At 72.4% G+C, this 18521-nt stretch carries 15 protein-coding genes; 7 read left to right on the top strand and 8 right to left on the bottom strand.

The features are described from left to right. Positions 1–53 precede the first annotated feature (53 nt). On the top strand, positions 54–1022 hold the full coding sequence (locus tag K1J60_RS18975) for a helix-turn-helix domain-containing protein (RefSeq protein ID WP_220647240.1): 969 nt from the start codon (positions 54–56) through the stop codon (positions 1020–1022). Here the strand turns inward: K1J60_RS18975 and K1J60_RS18980 are convergent, their stop codons facing one another. From K1J60_RS18980 to K1J60_RS46780, 5 genes are all read right to left on the bottom strand, one after another. Continuing rightward, positions 1023–2273, bottom strand: a complete 1251-nt coding sequence (locus tag K1J60_RS18980; protein WP_220647241.1) for an extracellular solute-binding protein — start codon at positions 2271–2273, stop codon at positions 1023–1025. Continuing rightward, a complete protein-coding gene (locus K1J60_RS18985) occupies positions 2270–3202 on the bottom strand; it encodes a hypothetical protein (protein WP_259408287.1) in 933 nt (310 codons plus the stop codon). Before K1J60_RS18985 ends, K1J60_RS18980 begins: the two co-directional genes overlap by 4 nt. Before the next feature lie 626 nt (positions 3203–3828). After that, positions 3829–5406, bottom strand: a complete 1578-nt coding sequence (locus tag K1J60_RS18990) for a vWA domain-containing protein (protein ID WP_259407787.1) — start codon at positions 5404–5406, stop codon at positions 3829–3831. A 130-nt stretch (positions 5407–5536) separates the two neighbouring features. Further along, positions 5537–7618 (bottom strand): tetratricopeptide repeat protein, encoded by a 2082-nt coding sequence (locus tag K1J60_RS18995; RefSeq protein WP_259408288.1) that lies wholly within the window; start codon positions 7616–7618, stop codon positions 5537–5539. A 785-nt stretch (positions 7619–8403) separates the two neighbouring features. After that, entirely contained in the window at positions 8404–10194 is a 1791-nt protein-coding gene (locus tag K1J60_RS46780) for a S1 family peptidase (protein WP_263013084.1), read from the bottom strand. A 92-nt stretch (positions 10195–10286) separates the two neighbouring features. Between K1J60_RS46780 and K1J60_RS19005 the strand changes: the two genes are divergently transcribed. Both K1J60_RS19005 and K1J60_RS19010 read left to right on the top strand, forming a co-directional pair. Next, positions 10287–10580 carry a trypco2 family protein gene (locus K1J60_RS19005; protein ID WP_045563122.1) on the top strand — a complete coding sequence of 98 codons (294 nt, stop codon included), beginning with the start codon at positions 10287–10289 and terminating at the stop codon, positions 10578–10580. A 115-nt stretch (positions 10581–10695) separates the two neighbouring features. Continuing rightward, positions 10696–11460, top strand: coding sequence for a glucose 1-dehydrogenase (locus K1J60_RS19010; RefSeq protein ID WP_220647243.1), 765 nt, complete (start codon positions 10696–10698; stop codon positions 11458–11460). A 99-nt stretch (positions 11461–11559) separates the two neighbouring features. Here the strand turns inward: K1J60_RS19010 and K1J60_RS19015 are convergent, their stop codons facing one another. Beyond that, entirely contained in the window at positions 11560–12456 is an 897-nt protein-coding gene (locus K1J60_RS19015; protein ID WP_259407788.1) for a ScbA/BarX family gamma-butyrolactone biosynthesis protein, read from the bottom strand. Positions 12457–12604: 148 nt separating this feature from the next. Between K1J60_RS19015 and K1J60_RS19020 the strand changes: the two genes are divergently transcribed. Both K1J60_RS19020 and K1J60_RS19025 read left to right on the top strand, forming a co-directional pair. Then, positions 12605–13255, top strand: coding sequence for a ScbR family autoregulator-binding transcription factor (locus tag K1J60_RS19020; protein WP_317619717.1), 651 nt, complete (start codon positions 12605–12607; stop codon positions 13253–13255). A 401-nt stretch (positions 13256–13656) separates the two neighbouring features. Next, complete coding sequence (locus K1J60_RS19025) at positions 13657–14346, top strand: response regulator transcription factor (RefSeq protein WP_220647245.1); 690 nt, start codon at positions 13657–13659, stop codon at positions 14344–14346. A 94-nt stretch (positions 14347–14440) separates the two neighbouring features. On the opposite strand, the gene K1J60_RS19030 is transcribed toward K1J60_RS19025, so the two are convergent. Together K1J60_RS19030 and K1J60_RS19035 are read right to left on the bottom strand one after the other, a co-directional pair. Further along, positions 14441–15697 (bottom strand): acyl-CoA dehydrogenase family protein, encoded by a 1257-nt coding sequence (locus tag K1J60_RS19030; RefSeq protein WP_220647246.1) that lies wholly within the window; start codon positions 15695–15697, stop codon positions 14441–14443. Positions 15698–15737: 40 nt separating this feature from the next. Further along, positions 15738–16883 carry an acyl-CoA dehydrogenase family protein gene (locus K1J60_RS19035; protein ID WP_220647247.1) on the bottom strand — a complete coding sequence of 382 codons (1146 nt, stop codon included), beginning with the start codon at positions 16881–16883 and terminating at the stop codon, positions 15738–15740. Positions 16884–17113: 230 nt separating this feature from the next. On the opposite strand from K1J60_RS19035, the gene K1J60_RS19040 reads away from it, so the two are divergent. After that, on the top strand, positions 17114–18265 hold the full coding sequence (locus tag K1J60_RS19040; RefSeq protein WP_220647248.1) for an isopropylmalate synthase: 1152 nt from the start codon (positions 17114–17116) through the stop codon (positions 18263–18265). Between the two features lie 70 nt (positions 18266–18335). Continuing rightward, entirely contained in the window at positions 18336–18521 is a 186-nt protein-coding gene (locus K1J60_RS19045) for a lysine biosynthesis protein LysW (protein ID WP_220647249.1), read from the top strand.

The following is an 18521-nucleotide window of genomic DNA, read 5'->3' on the forward strand; positions in this document are numbered from 1 at the left end:
CACGGCCACCCACCACGAGTGTCTGAAACGACGAGCCCCGTACAATTTCCGACATGCCCTCACCGGACCCGCCCACCATCGCGCTGGCCGTCACCGACGGCATGCTCCATTTCGAACTGTCCCTGGCCTACGAGGTGTTCGGCTCCGACCTCTCGCACCTGGTGGACCCCTGGTACGAGTTCGCCCTCTGCGGCCCGGGCCCCGTCTCCGTGGGACGCTTCCGCCTGGAGCCGGACCACGGCCTGGACCGGCTACCGCACGCCGACACGGTGATCGTCCCCGGCTGGGCCGATCTGGACGTGGCCCCGCCCGCCGACCTGGTCGACGCGGTCCGCGCGGCGCACGAGGCGGGCGCGCGGATCGCCTCGCTGTGCACCGGCGCGTTCGTGCTGGCCGCCGCGGGCCTGTTGGACGGCCGCCGGGCGACCACGCACTGGGCACACACGGACGTCCTGGCCACCCGATACCCGGAGGTGGAGGTCGACCCGGACGTCCTCTACGTCGACAACGGCAGCGTCCTCACCTCGGCGGGCAAGGCCGCCGCGATGGACCTCTGTCTGCATCTGGTCCGCCTCGACCACGGCTCGGCGGCCGCCAACGCGGTGGCCCGCCGGCTGGTCGTCCCCCCACACCGTTCGGGCGGCCAGGCCCAGTTCGTCCCCGCCCCGGTCCCCACGCGGAGCGACCATCCGCTGACCGACCTGCTCCCCTGGGCCCTGGCACGCCTCGACCGGACCCTGACCGTCGAGGACCTCGCCCGCCACGCGAGCATGAGTTCCCGCACTCTGACCCGGCACTTCCGCGCGGCCACCGGCACCACCCCCCTCCAGTGGCTCCTCACCCAGCGCATCGGCCGCGCCCAGGAACTGCTGGAGACCACCGCCGACAGCATCGACGCCATCGCCACCACCACGGGCATGGGGACCGCCGCCACCCTCCGCCGCCACTTCAACCGCACCCTCGGCGTCCCCCCGGACGCCTACCGCCGCACCTTCCACGCCGCCCAGCCCGACACCCGCTGACTACGTACTGCACACCGTCCTCAACGGCGCCCGCCGGTCGGGCTGCGTCTCCGCCACGTTCTGCACGTCGGTCAGCAGTCCCGGCACGTCGAGGTCCTCCCCGGCGGCGGCGCGGGCGATCGTCAGGAGGACGGCCTCGTAGAAGGCGTCGCGGACGGCGGGGGGCATGACGTCGGAGGCGTCGAGGCAGCGGGGGCCGGAGCCGGTGAGGCGTTCGGCGATCTCCTCTTCGACGGGGCCGCCTTCAGGTCGCACCCGCCGGTTCGCCGAGAAGACGTCCGCGGCCTCGGCCCACTTCCGCTGACCCTCCCGCGAGGCCAGCCGTTCGATCAGGTCACCGGCCCGGGGACGGTCGCTGAACAGCGCGGCGAAGTCACCGGTCACCTCGTGGCCCCGGACCCGGTAGCCGCCGCCGGGCAGCAGGGGAGCGGAGTCCATCAGACCCGCCCGCCGCCCCTTGTCCCCGTAGAAGGAGCGGGCGAAGGAACCCTGGTGCTCCAGCGCGCACCCGTCCTGACCGTCGAAGAGCAGCCCGTGCTCGCCGGGGGCACCGCGGTGATCGGTGAGCAGGGCGCGCCCGGCAGCCGCCTCGTCCTGCCGGAGCAGACCGGCCCACGCCTCCCACGCCCCGCGCACCGGAGCCCCCGTCCAGGGCACCGTGGCGTCGCCCAGTGCCCACTTGCCGTAGACCTCCGGGCCCTCCCGTTGCAGCACGAGGTCCTCGATCCAGTCGCTGCCGGGCCAGCCGGACGCTCCGTCGTCGCCCATGCCGATGCACCAACTCTGCAGCGAGGCGGGCGAGTTCGCGGGGCGCTCCCCCTCGCGGTACCAGACGATGCTCTTCAGGTCCGCCTTGACCGGCACCCAGTACGCGTCCTCCCGGGGTGTGCTCACCGGCTTCCAGGGGGCACCGTACTCCTCCGCGGCGTAGAGACCGTTCAGCGACTTCAGGAGGCCCTGGTCGGCGTACTCGGCGAGTTCACCGACACCCGGCATGATCGCGATGTCCGGGGGTTCCCCCGACTGCACCTTGGACAGCAGCACCTCGCGCTGGGCCGCGGTGCCCTGGTACTCGAAGGGGATGCCGAAGCTCCGCAGCACGTCCTCGAACTGCTCGCCCTGCTTGTCGGTCCACGGCCCGAGAATGGTCACCGGTTCGTCGTCCCGCTCCGACCAGACCGCCACCATGCCGCCGGCGCAGACCAGCAGCAGCGCCGCGAGCAGAGCCAGCACCTTGAACCGCCGGGTCACCGCCGCCTCCAGTAGTCGCTGTCGAGCCGGAGGCCGAGGCCGATCACCGGCAGGACGACGATCAGCAGACCGCCGGTCAGGGTGCCCTGGTACACCCGGTCGGTCCAGGCGTCGTCGGCCAGGACGCTCCGCACCTCCTCCGACTTGGCCGTGACGGTCCGCTGCGCGCGCTCCAACTCCAGGCCGCAGCAGGAATCCCTGGATTCCTGGGTGATCTCCCGCAGATCCCCGACCACACGGTCTAGGTCGTCCTGGGCGGACTCCATCGTGAGCAGCGGGACGACGGCGAGCAGCACGGTGAGGGCGAAAGCCGCGAGCAGATACGGGTTCCAGTCCCTGCCGCAGCGGTCGCGCAGCACGAACAGCGCGGAGAGGAGGGTGAACGCCAGCGCCACCAGAGCTAGTTCGGCGGTCCACCAGCCGCCGCGCTGCAGCCACCCCTCGGTGACGGTGGCCTCGGCGTGCTTCATCTGGACCTGCTGCATGTCGTCCAGACGGGGTACGAGTCCGACGCCCCGGCGGGTGAGCAGCGAACGCGCCTCGGTGAGCTTCTGGTGCCGCATGAGCGGCTGGTCCCGGTACATGACCGTGCCGAGGGTGAGGGAGTTGCTGTAGGTGGCGAGCAGCCCGTTGACGGTGCCGAGGTCCTGGTCCGTGCGGTCCGCGATCCTGGACAGTCCCTGATCGGCGGCGGAGAGCTGGGCCCGGTAGGTCTCGCCGCGGCCCGCCACGTCGACGAACTCCCGCTCGCCCAGGGCACGGGCCTCGCGGTCGGCGCGCAGCACCGCGAGCCGGGTGGCGGCGAGCCCCTGCACGGCCGGCGCCTCCTCGTCGGCGACGGCCGCGGCGCCGCTCTGGATCTGCCGGCAGGACACGAACAGGGCCCCGGCCGCTACGAGCGCGCAGACGGCCAGCACGACCAGATGCACCTCCAGCAACCGCCGCGTCCGCCACCGCCCCAACCGGCGCCGCCAGAAACCACCGAGGGAGTACGACGGCCTCCCCCGCCGGGGGGAGGCACTCCGGGAGGAGGCACTCCGGGAGGAAGCACTCCGGGAGGAAGCACTCCGGGAGGAAGCACTCCGGGAGGAAGCACTCCGGGAGGAAGCACTCCGGGAGGCGAGAAACGCGGGCCCACCCGGGCGTGCGGACGCGGAGAAGCCGAAGAACGCGATCCACCGCCTCCGTGCGGACGGCCGTGCGGACAGCCGTGCGGACGACGCGGTCCCTTCCCGTAGAGCCACCGCCGGGCCCTCGCTCGGGGCGACGGAGGGGAGGGATCGGCTCCGGTCGCCGCCGACCGCGGCTCGCCCCCGCCGGGCCGCGCCGAGAAACCGCCCGCCCAGCGAAGCCCCGGCCGAAGGCTCCCCACGAAGGGCCCGGGCAGACCAGCCACCACGAAGGGCCCAGGCAGACCAGCCGCCGCGAAGGGCCCAGGCAGACCAGCCGCCGCGGAGAGCCCACCCCGAGCGCCCGCCGCGAAGGCCCCACCGCCGGCGCCCGTCGCGAAGAGCCCACCCCGAGCGCCCGCTCCCGGAAGCGCCCTGTCCGGCCGTCACAGCAGTTTCTCCCCGCACGCTATGCAGTAGCGGGCCTCGCCCCCGGCCGGGGCGGCGCACCGGGTGCAGCGTGCGCCCGGCTGCGGAGCGGCCGTGTCGGGCAGGGGCACGGGCCAGGATCCGGCACGCAGGATCATCGGGCCGAGCGTGGACGCGTCGACGGCGGCGGCCGGTCGCAGCCGGACCCGCCCCGCCGACGCGTCCTCGATGTCGGCGACCGCGCCGATCTCGTCCAGCACCCAGTCCGTGCCGAACCGGGCCGCCAGCCGCGCCGCCCGCCCGAGGTGCCCCTCGGCGGCGTCCCGGCGCCGGTCCTTGAGCGCGACGAGCCCCCGGCGCAGCGCGTCCCGCATCACGGTGGTCGACTTCTGGTCGCGCACACTGTCACCCCTGGCCGCGACCTCGGGCGGCGGCTGCTCGGGCCGGTGCCAGCGCGCGGTGACGGGCGCGTGGACGTCCCCGACGGAGACCATGGCGAACTGCAGCCACGTCTCCAACGGATCACCGTCGGCGTCGGCGACGAGCGTGAGCAGATAGTCGCGCCCGCCCTGCTCCCACTGGTACGTCGGAAAGCTCCAGCGGTGGGGCCGACCGGGCTGGGGAAGTCCGCCGAGACGATGCGGCCGGGGCGCCTTCTCGTTCAGGGCGACCTGCCGCACCGTGGGCCGTACGGTCACCTCGATCGGCAACTGCGGGGCGTGCACCCGGCGCAACCGCCGGACGGCGCCGGTGATCGCCTGGCCGAGCCCATCGTCCACGAACTCGGCCGTACCGTGCAGCCGTTCGGCGAGCGCGAGCAGGGGGTCGGGCGCCCAGTCCGCGCCCACGGCGAGCACATCGCAGGTGAAGTGCCCGGCGCAGGCGTCCAGTTCCTCGTCCAGCCGGGTCTCGCCCGGTCCGCTGCTGCCGTCGGTGATCAGCAGCAGATGGCGTACGGACAGTGGGCGGGCCGCGAGCAGGGCGCGTGCCCTGGCCGCCCAGACGGCGTACCCGGCGGGGCGCGGGCCGTCCCGGTGCAGCGGTATCGCGCCCGCGGCGAAGGCGGCCCGGCGCTTCTCTCGCTGGTCGGCGACGGCCCACTCGGCGTCACCCCGCGGATGGCACGGGACCGGCTCGGGGCCGGCGCCGAGCACGGTGAACGAGATGCCGTCGGGCAGGCTGCGCAGCGCGGCCTGCAGGGCGTGGCGGACGACCCCGCGGAGAGGTTCGGCGACATCGACCGCGATGATTACGGCGAGCTCGATCGCGGGCAGCTCGGCGGGCGCGCCCCCGGCGGTCACGTCCACGCGCAGATGCGCCTCGATCTTCGCGCTGCGGTGCGGCCGCACATCGCCGTCGAGGTCGACCCGCACCTGGATCTCGGGCGGCCGCGCCGACCGCGCGTGGCCGCCCGTGCGTCCGCCCTCACGCGCCTCCGCCCCACCGTGCGTACGCCCGCTCGCGCGCCCTTCCCCCGGCCCACCCGCACGACGCTCCTGACCACCCGTACGACGCTCCATACGCCCGCCCCCACGCCCGCCGCCCGTCTGCCCGCTCCCGCCCCGGCTCATGTGCCCGCTCACGCGTCCGCTCATGTCGTGCGTCACCGTTCCTTCCCCGTTCGTCGCCGTACGGACCACATGGACGCCGCCCACTGCTCTCCTCAGGCCCCTCGGCTCGCTCGACTCCCCCGTGCCACAGGCCCCCGCCACACGGCCAAGCGGGTCAGACCACGGTCTGCGGCCGTACCGCCTGGAGGAGGTCCACGAGGTGTTCGTGCGCGGCGGACGACTCCGCGTGCCGGGCGGCCAGTTGGCGATAGAGCGACTCGATCCGTGCACGCAGCTCCCGCTCCTGCGCGCTCAGCCGCCGCAGGCTGCCGGGATCGAGCCGCCCTCCTCCCGCTCCTCCCGGGCCGGGCCGGTCGCCGCGGCTGTGGAGCGCGTCCAGCTTCCATTCGTGCAGTTCGGTGCTGAGGCGCAGCGCCTCGTCCTCGGACAGGCTCGGCCCGCCGGCGCCCGGTTCCCGGCGGACGAGGTCGCTCAGTTCGGCCAGGGCCGTGTCGACCTCGGTGGGCGCGGGCAGCGGATCACTGTCACGGGGCAGCCTGGCCGCGCGGATGCGCAGGGAGGCGATCCGGGTGACGGTGTGGTCCAGGGTGCCGGGACGGACCCGGCCGAGGACGTCGAGGGCGGCCCGGCGGTCGCCCGCGCGGAGCGCGAGCCGGGCGAGGCCCAGGGCCGCTCCCCCGTGCGCGGGGTTGCGGGCGAACACGGCCTCGTACAGCTCCTTGGCCGTCGGCCCCGCCGTGTCGTCGCCGAGCCGTTCCCCGCAGTAGGCGAGGGCCAGCTTCGGCGCGTACTCGCCGGGCAGTTCGAGGCGGACCGCGGCGAAGTGGCGCTTGGCCACGGCGACCTGGCGCGGGTCTGCGTCGAGGTCGGCGCGGCGCAGCGCGACCAGCGCGCGGTGCCACTCCAGCCGCCACCGGCGGACGGCGGACGGCCCGGGGATGGAGTCGGCGGTGTCGAGCTCCTCCTGGGCCCGCTCCAGGTCGTCCCGGCTGTTCCGGCCCAGCAGGACCCGTACGTTGTGCAGGCGGATCTCCACCGAGGGCGGCTTGCCCTCCTCCTGGTCGAGGAGCCGGCCGGGGTCGTAACCGCTGCTGACCTCGAACCGTGTGGTCTGCGGATCGCCCGGGTACCGCCGGGGCACCGGCAGCCGGCGGGCGATCTCGGTGAGGGTGGGCGCGCCGAGGTCGAGGGCGGGGGCGAGGGGCGGGTCGTACCGGTCGCGCCGGGGGCGGTCGAGCCAGTGCTCGATGCCCTGCACCGTGCCGAGCCGGGCGCCGAGCAGTTGCGGGGACGGCCGGAAGTAGTCGGAGGGTTCGGGCGGGTCGTTCTTGCCGCGCAGGGCGCGGATCTCCCGCAGGGCGCCGCGCAGTTGGCCGGCCATCTCGCGGGCATCGGCGAAGCGCAGACCCGGATCGGTGCGTGTGGCGCGGTCGATGACCTCGCGAAAGGAGGCGGTGCCGAGGCCGGGCACCTCGTCGACGGCCCAGCCGGCGAGTTCCCGCAGGGTGACGCCGACCGTGTGCAGGTCGTGGGCGGTGGTGGGCATGGGCGAGGACGCCGTCTCGGGTGCCATGTAGTCGGGGGTGACATGGGCGGGCGGCTGCTCCTGGCCCTGTTCGCGCATGCCGCCGAGGTCGATGACCTTGACGCCGTCGCCGTGGTGCACCACGTTCGAGGGCTTCATGTCCCCGTACACGAAGCCCTTCTCACCACCGGCGTGCAGATGCACGAACGCTTCGAGGATCTGGCAGCCGTACGCGGCCACGTGCTCGATGTCGAGGACGGACTCCCCGCGTCGGGTCTCCTTGACGACCTTGTCGAGGGTGCCGTCGCCGACGTCGTCCATGACGATGTACCCGCCGGTGACCCGCCCGGAGTCGTCGCGCCGGGCGACGAAGTCGCGGATCTGGACGATACGGGGGTGGCGGATGGCGACGAGGTTGCGGCGTTCGAGGTCGGCGAGCCTGGCCCCGTCCTGCTCGTACCGGTTGAGCAGCCCTTTCACGGCGACCACGTCGCCGAGGTGCGTGTCCTCGGCGAGGTACACCCAGCCCTGGCCGCCGTGCGCGATGGGCCCCATGATCCGGTACTGGTCGCGCAGCACGTCGCCCTCGGCGAGTTCGGGCCGGTACGAGTAGGGCTCGCCGCAGGCCGGGCAGTACCCCTCGACCGGCACCGGGCCCACCGTGTAGGGCGGCGCGAAGGTGATGCCGCACTCGGCGGACGAGCAGACCATACGGACACGCAGCGGTGCCTCGGGATGGATGAGCCGTTCCTGGGCGGGCCGCGACGCCCGCTCGGGCAACGCGAGCAACTCGGCGGGCCCGAACTCCCGCGGCTCCTCGGGCAGTGCGGGCAGCCGGGGGCCGCCCTCCGCACGCCCGCACACGGCGCAGTACCCGGTGGGCAACAGGGTCCCGCCACACGGCGCACCGGTGAACCGCCGATGCGGACAACCGCGCGCCCCGAGCCCCTCCGCCCCTGATCCACCCACACCCGGACCCCCCGCACCCGGGCCGCCCGAACCACCCGTCCCGGAGGCACCTCGGGTGGTCTCCCGGGCGCCTGCGCCTTGGCCGTGCGTCCCCGCGCCAGCCACACGTCGGCCACCCTCCGCACCACGCGTCTCCAGGCCACGCACCCCCGGACCACCCGCACCCGAGCCACCCACCCCTGGACCACCCGCCACCGAGCCACCCACCCCGGGGGCCCGCACGCCTAGGCCATGCACTCCCGGACCACCCACACCTCGGGCAGCCGCCGGGCCGTACACCTCCGAGCCACCCGCCGCCGAGCCACGCATCTCCGGACCACCCGCCCCAGCGCCCCGCGCGCCTTGGCCATACGCCCCCGGGCCACCCTCACCTCGGGCAGCCGCCGGGCCCGGCACACCTTGGCCATGCGTCCCCAGCAGCCCATGCATCCCTCGGCCGGCGGTCGGGTCACCCGCCCCACGGCCTCCCGTCCCCGGGCCACTCCTCCCTCGGCCTCCCGTCCCCGGCCCGAAGCGGGCGGTGAACCTCATGTGAGGCCTCCGGAAGGCCAGTCGCCGGAAGGCCGGTCACCGGACACCCGGTCTCCGGTGGGCCACCCGCCGGCTGCCCGCTCCCCGCTGGGCCGCGCTCCGTCCGCGCGCCCGCCAGATGCCCGCTTTCCGGTGGGCCGCCCTCCAGCTGACCACCCACCCGATGCCCGCTCTCCGGGAGGCTCCCCTCCAGGTGCCTGCTCCGCGACGGGCCGCTCCCCACCCGCCCGCTCCCCGATGCGCCGCAGATCCGCGCGGAGGGTACGAATCAACTCCCGCAGCCGGGCCAGCCGTTGCTGCGGGTCCATGCCCCCACCGGCACCACCGAACCCATGAGCCCCGCGGCCTACACGATCCCTCTGGGTCCCACCGGCCCTGCCGACCCCACCACCCCCGTCAAACCCACGACCCCCGTCAAACCCGCCACCCTCACCAAACCCACCACTCCCCCCACTCCCACTCCCACTCCCACTCCCCCCAGTCCCCCCAGCCGCGTCGATCGACCGCCGCTCGCCCCGGCGCCGTTCGGCCGTCTCGGTGAGGGAGCCGAGGGAGGCGCTGTCGACGACACCGTGCCGGACCGCGCGGCTGAACTCCGCCCGTTCCAGCCGGGCGAGGAGCGCGTCCGCGTGGTCGAGGAGCGCGGGCGCGAGGAGGTCGTCGCGGGCGGCCGTCCAGCCGGTGCCCCCCTCCTGCCGGAAGACCAGCAGCAGCCGGAAGCCGAGCGACCGTAATCGGGCGAGGAGCGCGATCAAGGCACCCGGCTCGGGCTCCTCGTCGAGCCCGTCGACCACGACGGTGACCCGCCGCCCACCCACGAGGGCGGGTGGTCGCCCCGGCGGCGGCCGGGTGCCGAGAAGCCAGTCCCAGTACGCCAGATACCGTCCGGGCGGAAAGGCGATGTGTCCCAGCGCGTGATCGGCGAGGTCGGGCCGACTGGACCCACCACCCCGGTAGACGAGATCGGCCCGGTGCACGAGATGCCGCAGGGACCGTTCCTTCCCGCTCCCCGGAGGCACCACGGTGACCTTCACCGGCTCCTCGTCGGCGCACTCGTCGCCGAACCACCGTGTCAGCCGCTCCTCGAAGTCGTGGTCCCAGGCGTGGGGGCCGCACAACTCAGCGATCACGGGCGACAGTTCGGCGATACGCGCGACGGGGATCAGATACGAGAAGGCGAGCCGGTTGTTCTCGGGCAACAGCTCGCCCATGTCTCCCCGCCAACTGACGACGAGCCCGACGACCCGGGCGGCCCGCCCCTCCTCCGGCCGGGTGCACACGGCGGCCCCGCTGAACCCCCGGCGCACCACCTCGGCCTTGGTGACGGCGTCGAGCTGCACCCGCTCACCGCTGACCCCACCGATACGCCCCCACAGGCTCATCCCGTCGTCGAAGCCCTCCGCGTACCCGGTGGCGGACACCTCCATCCCGCCCCACAGCCGGGTCTCCAGCCGGGCGGGCCGCGCCTGAGGCCGGGGGCTGTCCAGCCGCAGTACGGCGACATCCTCGCCGACCACGTCGCCGACCGGCTCGCCGACCGCCTGGCCTACGCGCCCTCCGCCGACGTCGCTCCCCGCGAGCCAACCGCCGGGCAGGACGCGCGCGGAGACCGGTTCGAGCTCGCTGTTCTCCGCGAACTCCACCCACATCACGGCATCCGGGTGCCGCACCACATGGGCGCAGGTCAACACGGTGTTCTGATCGACGAGCACCCCGGCGCCGCAGATGGGGCCCCGCGCACTCCCGCGCCGCAGCCGGAGTCTCCAGTCCGCACGCAATTCCCCCATGCTGCCTCACACTACGCGCGGGGCAGGCCGCGTCCCTAGACTTGTGAACCAACTTGGATCGGTCAATCAACGGAATCCGACGGGGTGTTGACATGAGCGATACCGAACCGGTCGGCCTCGCCGAGGCCATCGGCACGGTCCGCGCGGAACTGGCCCGAGCCCAGGCCGAGGGCGCGGCGAGCGACTGGCGGTTCAGCGTGGAGCAGGTCAGCCTGGAGTTCGCGGTCCAGTTCCACCGCTCCGGCGAGGGCGGCGCGGGCCTCCGCCTCGGCGTCGTCGAGGCCCGCCTCGGCGGCACCGTCAGCCACGACTCCACCCACCGCATCCAGGTGGACCTCAAACCCCTCCCGGGCCCGACGGGCCACCACCACGAGGTGGGCCGCTGAGCCGGCCGAACCCCCTGCGCCGTGCCCCGCCCGTACCTCGTCCCGCGTCGTCCGGCCGAAGGTCAATATCGCCGCACGCCCCACCGGGCCCGGAACACCTTGAGAGACTGCGGCCATGATCAGTGATCTTTTAGCGGACAAGGTGGTCCTCATCACCGGTGCGAGCAGCGGCATCGGCGCCGCGGCGGCGAAGGTGTTCAGCCGGGAGGGCGCGGTGGTGGTGCTGGCCGCTCGTCGGGAGGACCGACTGGCAGCGCTCGTGAGTGAACTGCGGGACAAGGGGGCCGAGGCGTCGTACGTGGTGGGCGACATGTCGGTGAGCGCCGACGCGGGCCGCGCGGTGGACTTCGCCGTCGCCGAGTACGGGCGACTGGACGGGGCGTTCAACAACGCCGGGATCGGCGGCGACCGCACTCCGCTGCATCTGATGACGGACGACGTGTACGACACCATCATGGACGTCAACGTGCGGAGCGTCTGGAACTGCCTGCGGCACGAGATAACCGCGATGCTGGCGCACGGGGGCGGCGCGATCGTCAACAACAGCAGCGTGGCCGGTGTGGTGGCCATCCCCGCCGCCGCGCCGTACATCGCCTCGAAGCACGCGGTGGTCGGCCTGACCAGGGCGGCCGCGGACGAGTACGCGACGCGGGGCATCAGGGTGAACGCGGTCGCGCCGGGCACCACGCGCAGTGAGATCACCGTGGACTGGTTCGCCCGCAACCCCGGTCTGGAGGAGCGGGTCAACTCGCTGACGCCGCAGGGACGTACCGCCGAGCCGGAGGAGATAGCCGAGGCCGCGGCCTGGCTGCTCAGCGACCGCTGCCCCTTCCTGACGGGCGCTGTAGTGCCGGTCGACGGAGGGTTCGTCAATCACTGACGACAGCCACCGACGACAGCCACCGACGACATGGCCGGCGTCGCCGAGGGCGACCGCAGGCGGCGGGGTCCGCCGCCTGCGGTGCGCCATGCCGCCGGGTTACGTCAGGAGCCCTCGCAGGCGCGCCTGGAAGGCGACCTCTCCGCCCTGGCGTCCGGTGACGACGACGGCACACCAGTCGGGCAGCAGGGTGGGCAGGCGCCGGGCCTCGATCCAGCAGGGCTCGTCGAACTCCACGTACCGCTCGTAGCCGATGGATATGTCGGTGAGTTCGACGGGCGTCGGGCCCGCGGCGGCGTGGGCGGCCTGATGCGCGGCCTCCAGCAGGACGAGACCGGGGACGTGGTCGACGGGGTGGTCGAAGAGCAAGGTGTGGGAGACGTCGTTGCGCAGTTGCCACTGGTGGTCGGCTGGTCCGGCCGCCAGCAGCACGTCGCTGTCGTCGGCCCTGCCGACCAGGTGGCTGTCGATGGGCTCCGGCACGGGCCACTCGCCCCATGCGACGGTGAGGTGCGGGCCGCGCACCCGGCGGTAGGCCGCCGGGGAGACCCAGCCGAACTCCGTGTCCGCGAGGCACACGGTGGCACCGTCCCGCCGGATGCGGAACTCCATGCCCAGGCTCGCGGAGCGTCTGCCGGATCGGGTGACCGCGATGTCGACCTCGAAGTCCGAGGCCTCCCGAGCCTGGAATCCGGCCTCGGCCGTGATGCGGAGGTTGCTCAGCAGCGTCTGGTGCCCGGTCGGCACCCCGTACTCGGCGTGCGCGACGAGGAGTCCGCTCTGCCGGATGGTCTGCGCCAGGAGCCGAGGGTCGTACCGGCCGGGGCCGCGGTACCCGGGCCAGCGGGCCGCGACGGTGAAGGTGTCCGGTCCTGTCCGACGCCAGTCTCTGACGACGATCGCCGAGTCATGTCTGAGATGCGTGTATTCGCCCAGTCTCGCCATGTCCACAGCGCCATGGAGCGCGGGCTGCACGGCACCGATGGCGCCGACCACCGTTTCCCCTTGTTGCAATGTCTCCACAGGCGCCGAGCCCGCCCACGTGGGGTGCGCTGATAAAGTAACGAGCATTCGGTTACTCATGGGTGATCCTTCGGTGAGTGCCGATCGACTGATCTAACGGACCGCTGGAAGGTGTCGGGTGGTGAGGCAGGATCGTGCGATTCGCACTCGCAATCTAATCCTGGAGAGCATGGCGAGCTTGTTCAATGAGGTGGGGTACGACGCGGCGACGATCGCCGCGCTGGTCGAGCGGACGGGACTGACCCGAGGGGCCCTGTACTTCCACTTCGCGTCGAAAGAGGACATGGCGCGTGCCGTGCTGGACGAGGCCGTGACCCGCGAAGGGTTCAGCCCCCAGGCGTTCAAAATGCAGGAGTGGGTGGATCTGGGACTGCTGCTGGCCCACCGGCTACCCAGGGAACCGATACTGCGCGCCGCGATCCGACTGGCCGTCGACCCCAAGGCACGCAGACTCTTCGGCACCCGATGGCCGGACTGGGTCACCCTCGGACACACACTGCTGACCGAGGCCAAGGAGAGCGGAGAACTATTCGGTCACGCCGACCCCGCCGCCATATCGCGAGCGTTCGTCGGCGCGTGGACCGGCGTGCAACTGGTGACGGAAGCCCTGGAGGAGAAGCTGGACCTCTCCGAGGAGATCGCGGGCCTGTATCAGCTACTGCTTCCCAGCATCGTCACCCCGGCGGTGCTGGCCAGACTCGACCTGTCGCCCCACCGGGCGGAACGGCTCCTGCGGGAGAGCCGCGGACAGGAAGCGCCCGAACACGAGTGAGAGTCGGACGACCCCGATGGACGGCTCCGGGTGGACACCCGGAGCCGTTGCGCGTCCAAGCCTCGCTTCATTTGCATTAGCGTACCCCCGCACCGCGGCGTGACGACAAGTCGCACGCCAAGCTTCACCCATCTGCGGCCATGAGCGCGCTGTCACGCCTCCGGCCACCCGGACCCCCCGGTTGGGCTCTGTCGAGCGAGTGTACGCCTCCAGAGTCCTGTTTTCGAGTGCCAGATATGAGTGATATTTCGGATTTCTTGCGCCCTCCGGCTCCATGTGACGTAAGAGTTTGACCGTTTCGCCATAGTTCATACCGATATGACGCTGGCGGTTCACTGTACAAATAACAGGACGTGTGTTCTTTTATTGATGGGAAGTTTGGCGTGTAAGGAGGGGGAGCGATGGCAGTGCACGCTGCGCAACCGGACACGACTCGCGTGCTGATAGTCGGCGACGACGCCGACGCCGCCGAGGCGAGGGCGCGCGAGCTGCGCCGACAGGGGTACCACGCCCAGAGCGTCGTCACCGGAGCAGAGGCGCTCAACGCCCATCAGCAGGCGGACCTGGTCCTGCTCGACCTCGATCTTCCCGACATCGACGGTCTCGAGGTCTGTCGGTCGATACGGCAGGCCGGCGACAAGCCCATCATCTCCGTCACCGCCCGCAACACCGAACTGGACCGGGTCCTCGCCCTGCAGGCCGGCGCGGACGACTGCGTGGTCACCTCGTGCGGTGAGCGCGAGATGCTGGCGCGCATCGAAGCCGTACTGCGCCGGGCCCGCCCGCGGACGGAGCGGTCCCGGCCCCTCTGCCTCGGCCCGCTGCACATCGACAGCAGAACGCGCGAGGTCCGCCTGCACGACCGCCCGGTGAACGTCACCGCCAAAGAATTCGAATTACTGCACACCCTGGCCGCCACACCCGAAAGCGTCATTTCCCGAAAGGAACTGATGGCACGGGTCTGGGAAACCGGGTGGGCGGACTCCAGCCGCACCATCGACACGCACGTGCGCAGCCTGCGGGCGAAACTCGGCACGCATTCGTGGATCATCACGGTCCGCGGCGTCGGTTACCGCATGGGACACGGCTGACGAATTCCGTGAGAACGCCACCGCGGGTCCGAACCCCGAAAGGAATTCGGACCCGCGCCGGCGCGATCGATCCGTCGGTATTCGGTTACGTCACCTACGTCACGGCCCCCTGCGCGTACGGCGATCCGTCGAGCCCGGCCGGGTCCTGGCCGAGGCCGGCCGGGGTCACCCAGTCGAAGGCGCTGTAGACCGCGGGGCCGAGGCCGATGTTCTCGGCGACCTGCTCCCGCAACCGGTTGGAGGTGAAGCCGCCGATGACGTTCATCTGGGCGTCGCGGTAGAGGCGTTCCACCTCATGGCCCTGGGTGACGCCGGTCGCCCCGTGGATCTGCACGGCCCGGGCGGCGACCTCGACGCCCATCTCGGTGGCGTAGATCTTGAGCATCGCGATCAGATCCCGGACCGAGCGGCCTTCGACGCGCGCGCACATCGCCCGGCGGGCCAGCAACCGGGCGGCGTCGATCTGGGCGCGGGACTCGGCGAGCTGCGCCTGCACACCCTCCATGTGCGCCAGCGGCCGACCGAACGAGACCCGCTCCCTGGCATGCCGTACCGAGGCGGCCAGGGCGGACTCGGCGACGGCGATGGCCGCGAACGAGTTCTTCAGCCAGCCCCATGCCATGCCCTCGGCGAGCTCCCCGAACGGCACCGGCACCACATCGCTCGCGGCGATGTGGGCGTCGGTGAAGACGATCCCGCCCCACGGCATGCCCCGCAGCCCCATGTGCGCGATCTCGTACCGCTCGACGCCGGGTTGGTTCAGGTCGACGAAGGCGAGGCACCAGTCGGGGCCGTCGTCTCCGGGGAGCCGCTCCCTGCGGGCGAGTACCACGGCCACGTCGGCGACGGGCGCGTTGGTGATCCTGGACTTCTCTCCGTTGATGACGAACCCGCCCTCGGGCTCCCGGGCGGGCCGCACCGTGGTCCGGTAGGTGCCGGCGTCGCTGCCCGCCGTACGCTCCACCACGGCGAAGGCGGCCAGCCGCTCCCCGGACAGCAGGGCCCGCAGCAGCGGCTCGTGGTGTCGGAGGTCGCCGTAGGTGGAGATCAGCTTGCCGCACAGCAGCGTGGACACGGTCGCCGCCCAGTAGGTGCCGGGGCAGGCCCGCGCCAGCGCCTCCATGGCATCGGCCTGGGTGAGTCCGTCGGCGCCGGTGCCGCCGATCTCCGGCGGGTGGAACAGCCGCAGGTAGCCGCTGTCGGCGAGCTCCTTCCAGTTCTGGGCCGGTATGCGACCCGTCGCGTCCGTCTCTGCGGCTCGTGCGGCGATGCCGGGGAAGGCGGGGAAGTCGGGGAAGTCGGGCACGGCCCGGTTCCCGCTCACGTAGTCCGCATGCGTGGTGCTGGTCATCTCGTACGCGCTCCTCGGGTTGACCTCGTGTCGGGCATGTTCAGCCGAGTTCCAGCAGGGACGCCGCTATCACCGGGCGCAGCACCTCCGTGCCGCCCCCGGTGCCGGCGAAGAACAGCCCGTCCCGGTGCGCCCGTCCGACCAGGTGGTCGCCGGAGAGGCCGAGCGGGCCGGACAAGCGCACGGCCGCGTCCGTGACCGTGCGCACGGCGGCGGCCACGAAGAGCCGGGCGGCCGCCGCGTCCTGGTGTGAGGGCCGGTCGCCGGAGTCGAACTGCTCAGCGGCCCGGTACAGCATTCCCTCGGCGAGTTCGCAGCGCGCGGCCAGATCCGCCAGGGTGAACCGGACGGACTGGTCGTGGTGGAGCGGCCGTCCGAAGAGCCGTCGTTCGCGGGCGCCGTCGACGGCGTCCCGGGTCAGGGCACGGATGAGGCCGAGCCAGGGGGCGCTGGAGAAGACCCAGTCCAGCACGGCCAGCAGCGGCTCCACCTCGGTCGCCGCGCCGCCGACCGAGCCCAGCACCGCGGTGTCCGCGACCGCGCGGCCGTCCAGGACCAACCGGCCCCAGGGGCAGGTGGGCATCGCGGCCGGGCGGGCCTCGTCCACCCACAGCCTCTCGCCGGCCCGGTCCACGACGAACGCCGTCCGTCGGCCGTCGTCGTGCGCGGCGACGACCAGGAAGTGATGGGCCACGGGGGCACCGGCGACCAGGTCCAGTTCGCCGGTGAGCACCCAGCCGCCCGCCCCCTCCGCGGCGGGCCGGACGGTGACGGTGGGGGCGAGGGACGCCCCCTGGGTCTGCTGGAGCGACAGCGCGCCCACCCACTCGCCCGACGCCATCCGGGGCAGGTACCGCTCCCGCTGCCCGGGGGTGCCGAAGGCGCGCAGGGGCACGGTGGCGAGCACCGCGTGCACTGCGACCGCGAGGGCGAGGCCCGGGTCGCGCGCCCCTTCACCGAGCCCCGCCAGCAGGTCGACGGCCTCGGTGGCCGACAGGCCGGCGCCGCCCAGGTCGGGCGGTACCAAGGGACCGGCGAGGCCCGGGCCGGGCCGGGCGGCGACCAGCTCGGCGAAGAGCCGCGGGTCCCAGCGGCACTCGCGGTCGCGTTCGGCGGTGGTCGGTCCCGCGAGGCGGTCGGCGAGCTCCCGGGCCCACTCGCCTGTGGGGAAATGCGGAATTCCCATCGAAGTCTCCACTCCCATCCACTGAAAACGGGCCCGGTCACCATAACCAGCAATTCGAACAATTCTCGGTGCGGATTTGAGATTTTTCAGCGATCCTGCGGACAGTTCACAGAAATGACTCGCGCGGACTTTTCAGCACAGTCCTTGACAATGCTCTGACACAAGAGCCGTTGTCTCCTCACATTGCGCCGTCCACCATGGTTGGCGGCCCTGCAAAAGGAGGAAGAGCAATGGCAGTAGCAGAGCACGGGGGAAGTCTTCCGAGGCTGCCCCATCTGTCTGACGCGACCCTGCGGGACTCCGCGCACATGGCCGGCGTCGAGTTCGGCCCCAAGGACGCCGCGGTCATCGCGGACCTGCTGGTGAAGACCGGGATCGAGCTCGTCGAGGTCGGCATGGTGTCCGGTCCGGGCTCCAAGGACGCCGATCTGGTCCTCGCCACCCATGAGGCCGTCGGCCCGGAACGCAGCATGACGCTCGTCGTGGTGCGGGACCGCCAGCAGGTCGCGAAGGCCCTCGACGAGGCCGAGCGCCTGGGCGTACGGCACATCATGTACTCCATCCCCACCTCCGAGCAGCACGCGAAGCTCAAGCTCGGCTCGCCCAGCGCCAAGTTCCTGCAGACGCTGGCCCGTTCGGCGATCACGCAGGCCAAGGAACGTGGCTTCCACGTCACCTTCAGCGGCGAGGACGGCGCCCGTACGCCCAGGGAACGCCTCGTCCCCTATGTCACCGCCGGCTTCGAGGCGGGGGCCGACAGGTTCCGGCTCGCGGAAACCGTCGCCTACCTGTCGCCCTGGCAGATGGAGGAGGTCATCGCCGACCTCACCGCGATCGACGGCTCCGAGATCGAGATCCACTCGCACAACATGCTCGGCATGGCCGTCGCCAACTCCCTGGCCGCCGTCCGCGCGGGCGCGCAGTGGATCTCGGCGACCGTCGGCGGCATCGGCGAACGCGGTGGCAACGCCCCGCTCGCCGAACTGCTCACCTCACTGCGTGTCATCCACGGCGACACCCGCTTCGACCTGAGCCACCTCACCGAGCTGTCGCGGGTCGCCCTCAAGGGCGCCGGCCTCGGCGACTCCTTCCAGTCGGGACCGACCACACCGCACGCGTTCGCCTATGAACTGCCGGGCCAGCTCACCCACCCGGAGGCGTACGAGACGCTGCCCGCCGAACTCGTCGGCAACGCCCGCGAGCTGCGGGTCCGTACGCGCCTCACCCCTGCCCTCGTCAAGTGGGCCCTGGCCGAATCGGGTGTGTCCGTCGACATCGACGCCTTCACCCCGTGGCTCATCGAGCGGCAGGAGCGCGACGGAGGCCCGCTGCTCGACCGGGACACGATCCGCAAGGCCGCCATCGACTTCCAGGCCGCCTGAACCCACGCCCTCACCGGGGCAGGCCGGTCCGTGCCACCCCGATCCCGTACGACGAATCCGGAGTTGATCCATGTCCACCGCCCTCCTCACCGGCGACTGCCCCGAGTGCGAAACCGACCTGACCGTGCCCCCGATGGTTCAGGGCGAGACCCTCTCCTGCCCCGAGTGCATGCTCACGCTGCGCGTGGAGGAGATCCAGAACGGCCGGCTGTCCCTGCAGATGGTCGAGGTACAGCTGCGCGACTGGGGCCAGTGA

This window comes from Streptomyces akebiae, assembly GCF_019599145.1.
GTDB classification, from domain to species: domain Bacteria; phylum Actinomycetota; class Actinomycetes; order Streptomycetales; family Streptomycetaceae; genus Streptomyces; species Streptomyces akebiae.

Bases quoted from the DNA above. Each gene is read 5' to 3' on its own strand.
- K1J60_RS46780 (WP_263013084.1), bottom strand. From the start codon at position 10,194: ATGGGGGAATTGCGTGCGGACTGGAGACTCCGGCTGCGGCGCGGGAGT.
- K1J60_RS19005 (WP_045563122.1), top strand. From the start codon at position 10,287: ATGAGCGATACCGAACCGGTCGGCCTCGCCGAGGCCATCGGCACGGTC.
- K1J60_RS19035 (WP_220647247.1), bottom strand. From the start codon at position 16,883: ATGGGAATTCCGCATTTCCCCACAGGCGAGTGGGCCCGGGAGCTCGCC.
- K1J60_RS19040 (WP_220647248.1), top strand. From the start codon at position 17,114: ATGGCAGTAGCAGAGCACGGGGGAAGTCTTCCGAGGCTGCCCCATCTG.
- K1J60_RS19025 (WP_220647245.1), top strand. From the start codon at position 13,657: ATGGCAGTGCACGCTGCGCAACCGGACACGACTCGCGTGCTGATAGTC.
- K1J60_RS18990 (WP_259407787.1), bottom strand. From the start codon at position 5,406: ATGAGCGGACGCGTGAGCGGGCACATGAGCCGGGGCGGGAGCGGGCAG.
- K1J60_RS19030 (WP_220647246.1), bottom strand. From the start codon at position 15,697: ATGACCAGCACCACGCATGCGGACTACGTGAGCGGGAACCGGGCCGTG.
- K1J60_RS19010 (WP_220647243.1), top strand. From the start codon at position 10,696: ATGATCAGTGATCTTTTAGCGGACAAGGTGGTCCTCATCACCGGTGCG.
- K1J60_RS18995 (WP_259408288.1), bottom strand. From the start codon at position 7,618: ATGGTCTGCTCGTCCGCCGAGTGCGGCATCACCTTCGCGCCGCCCTAC.
- K1J60_RS18975 (WP_220647240.1), top strand. From the start codon at position 54: ATGCCCTCACCGGACCCGCCCACCATCGCGCTGGCCGTCACCGACGGC.
- K1J60_RS19045 (WP_220647249.1), top strand. From the start codon at position 18,336: ATGTCCACCGCCCTCCTCACCGGCGACTGCCCCGAGTGCGAAACCGAC.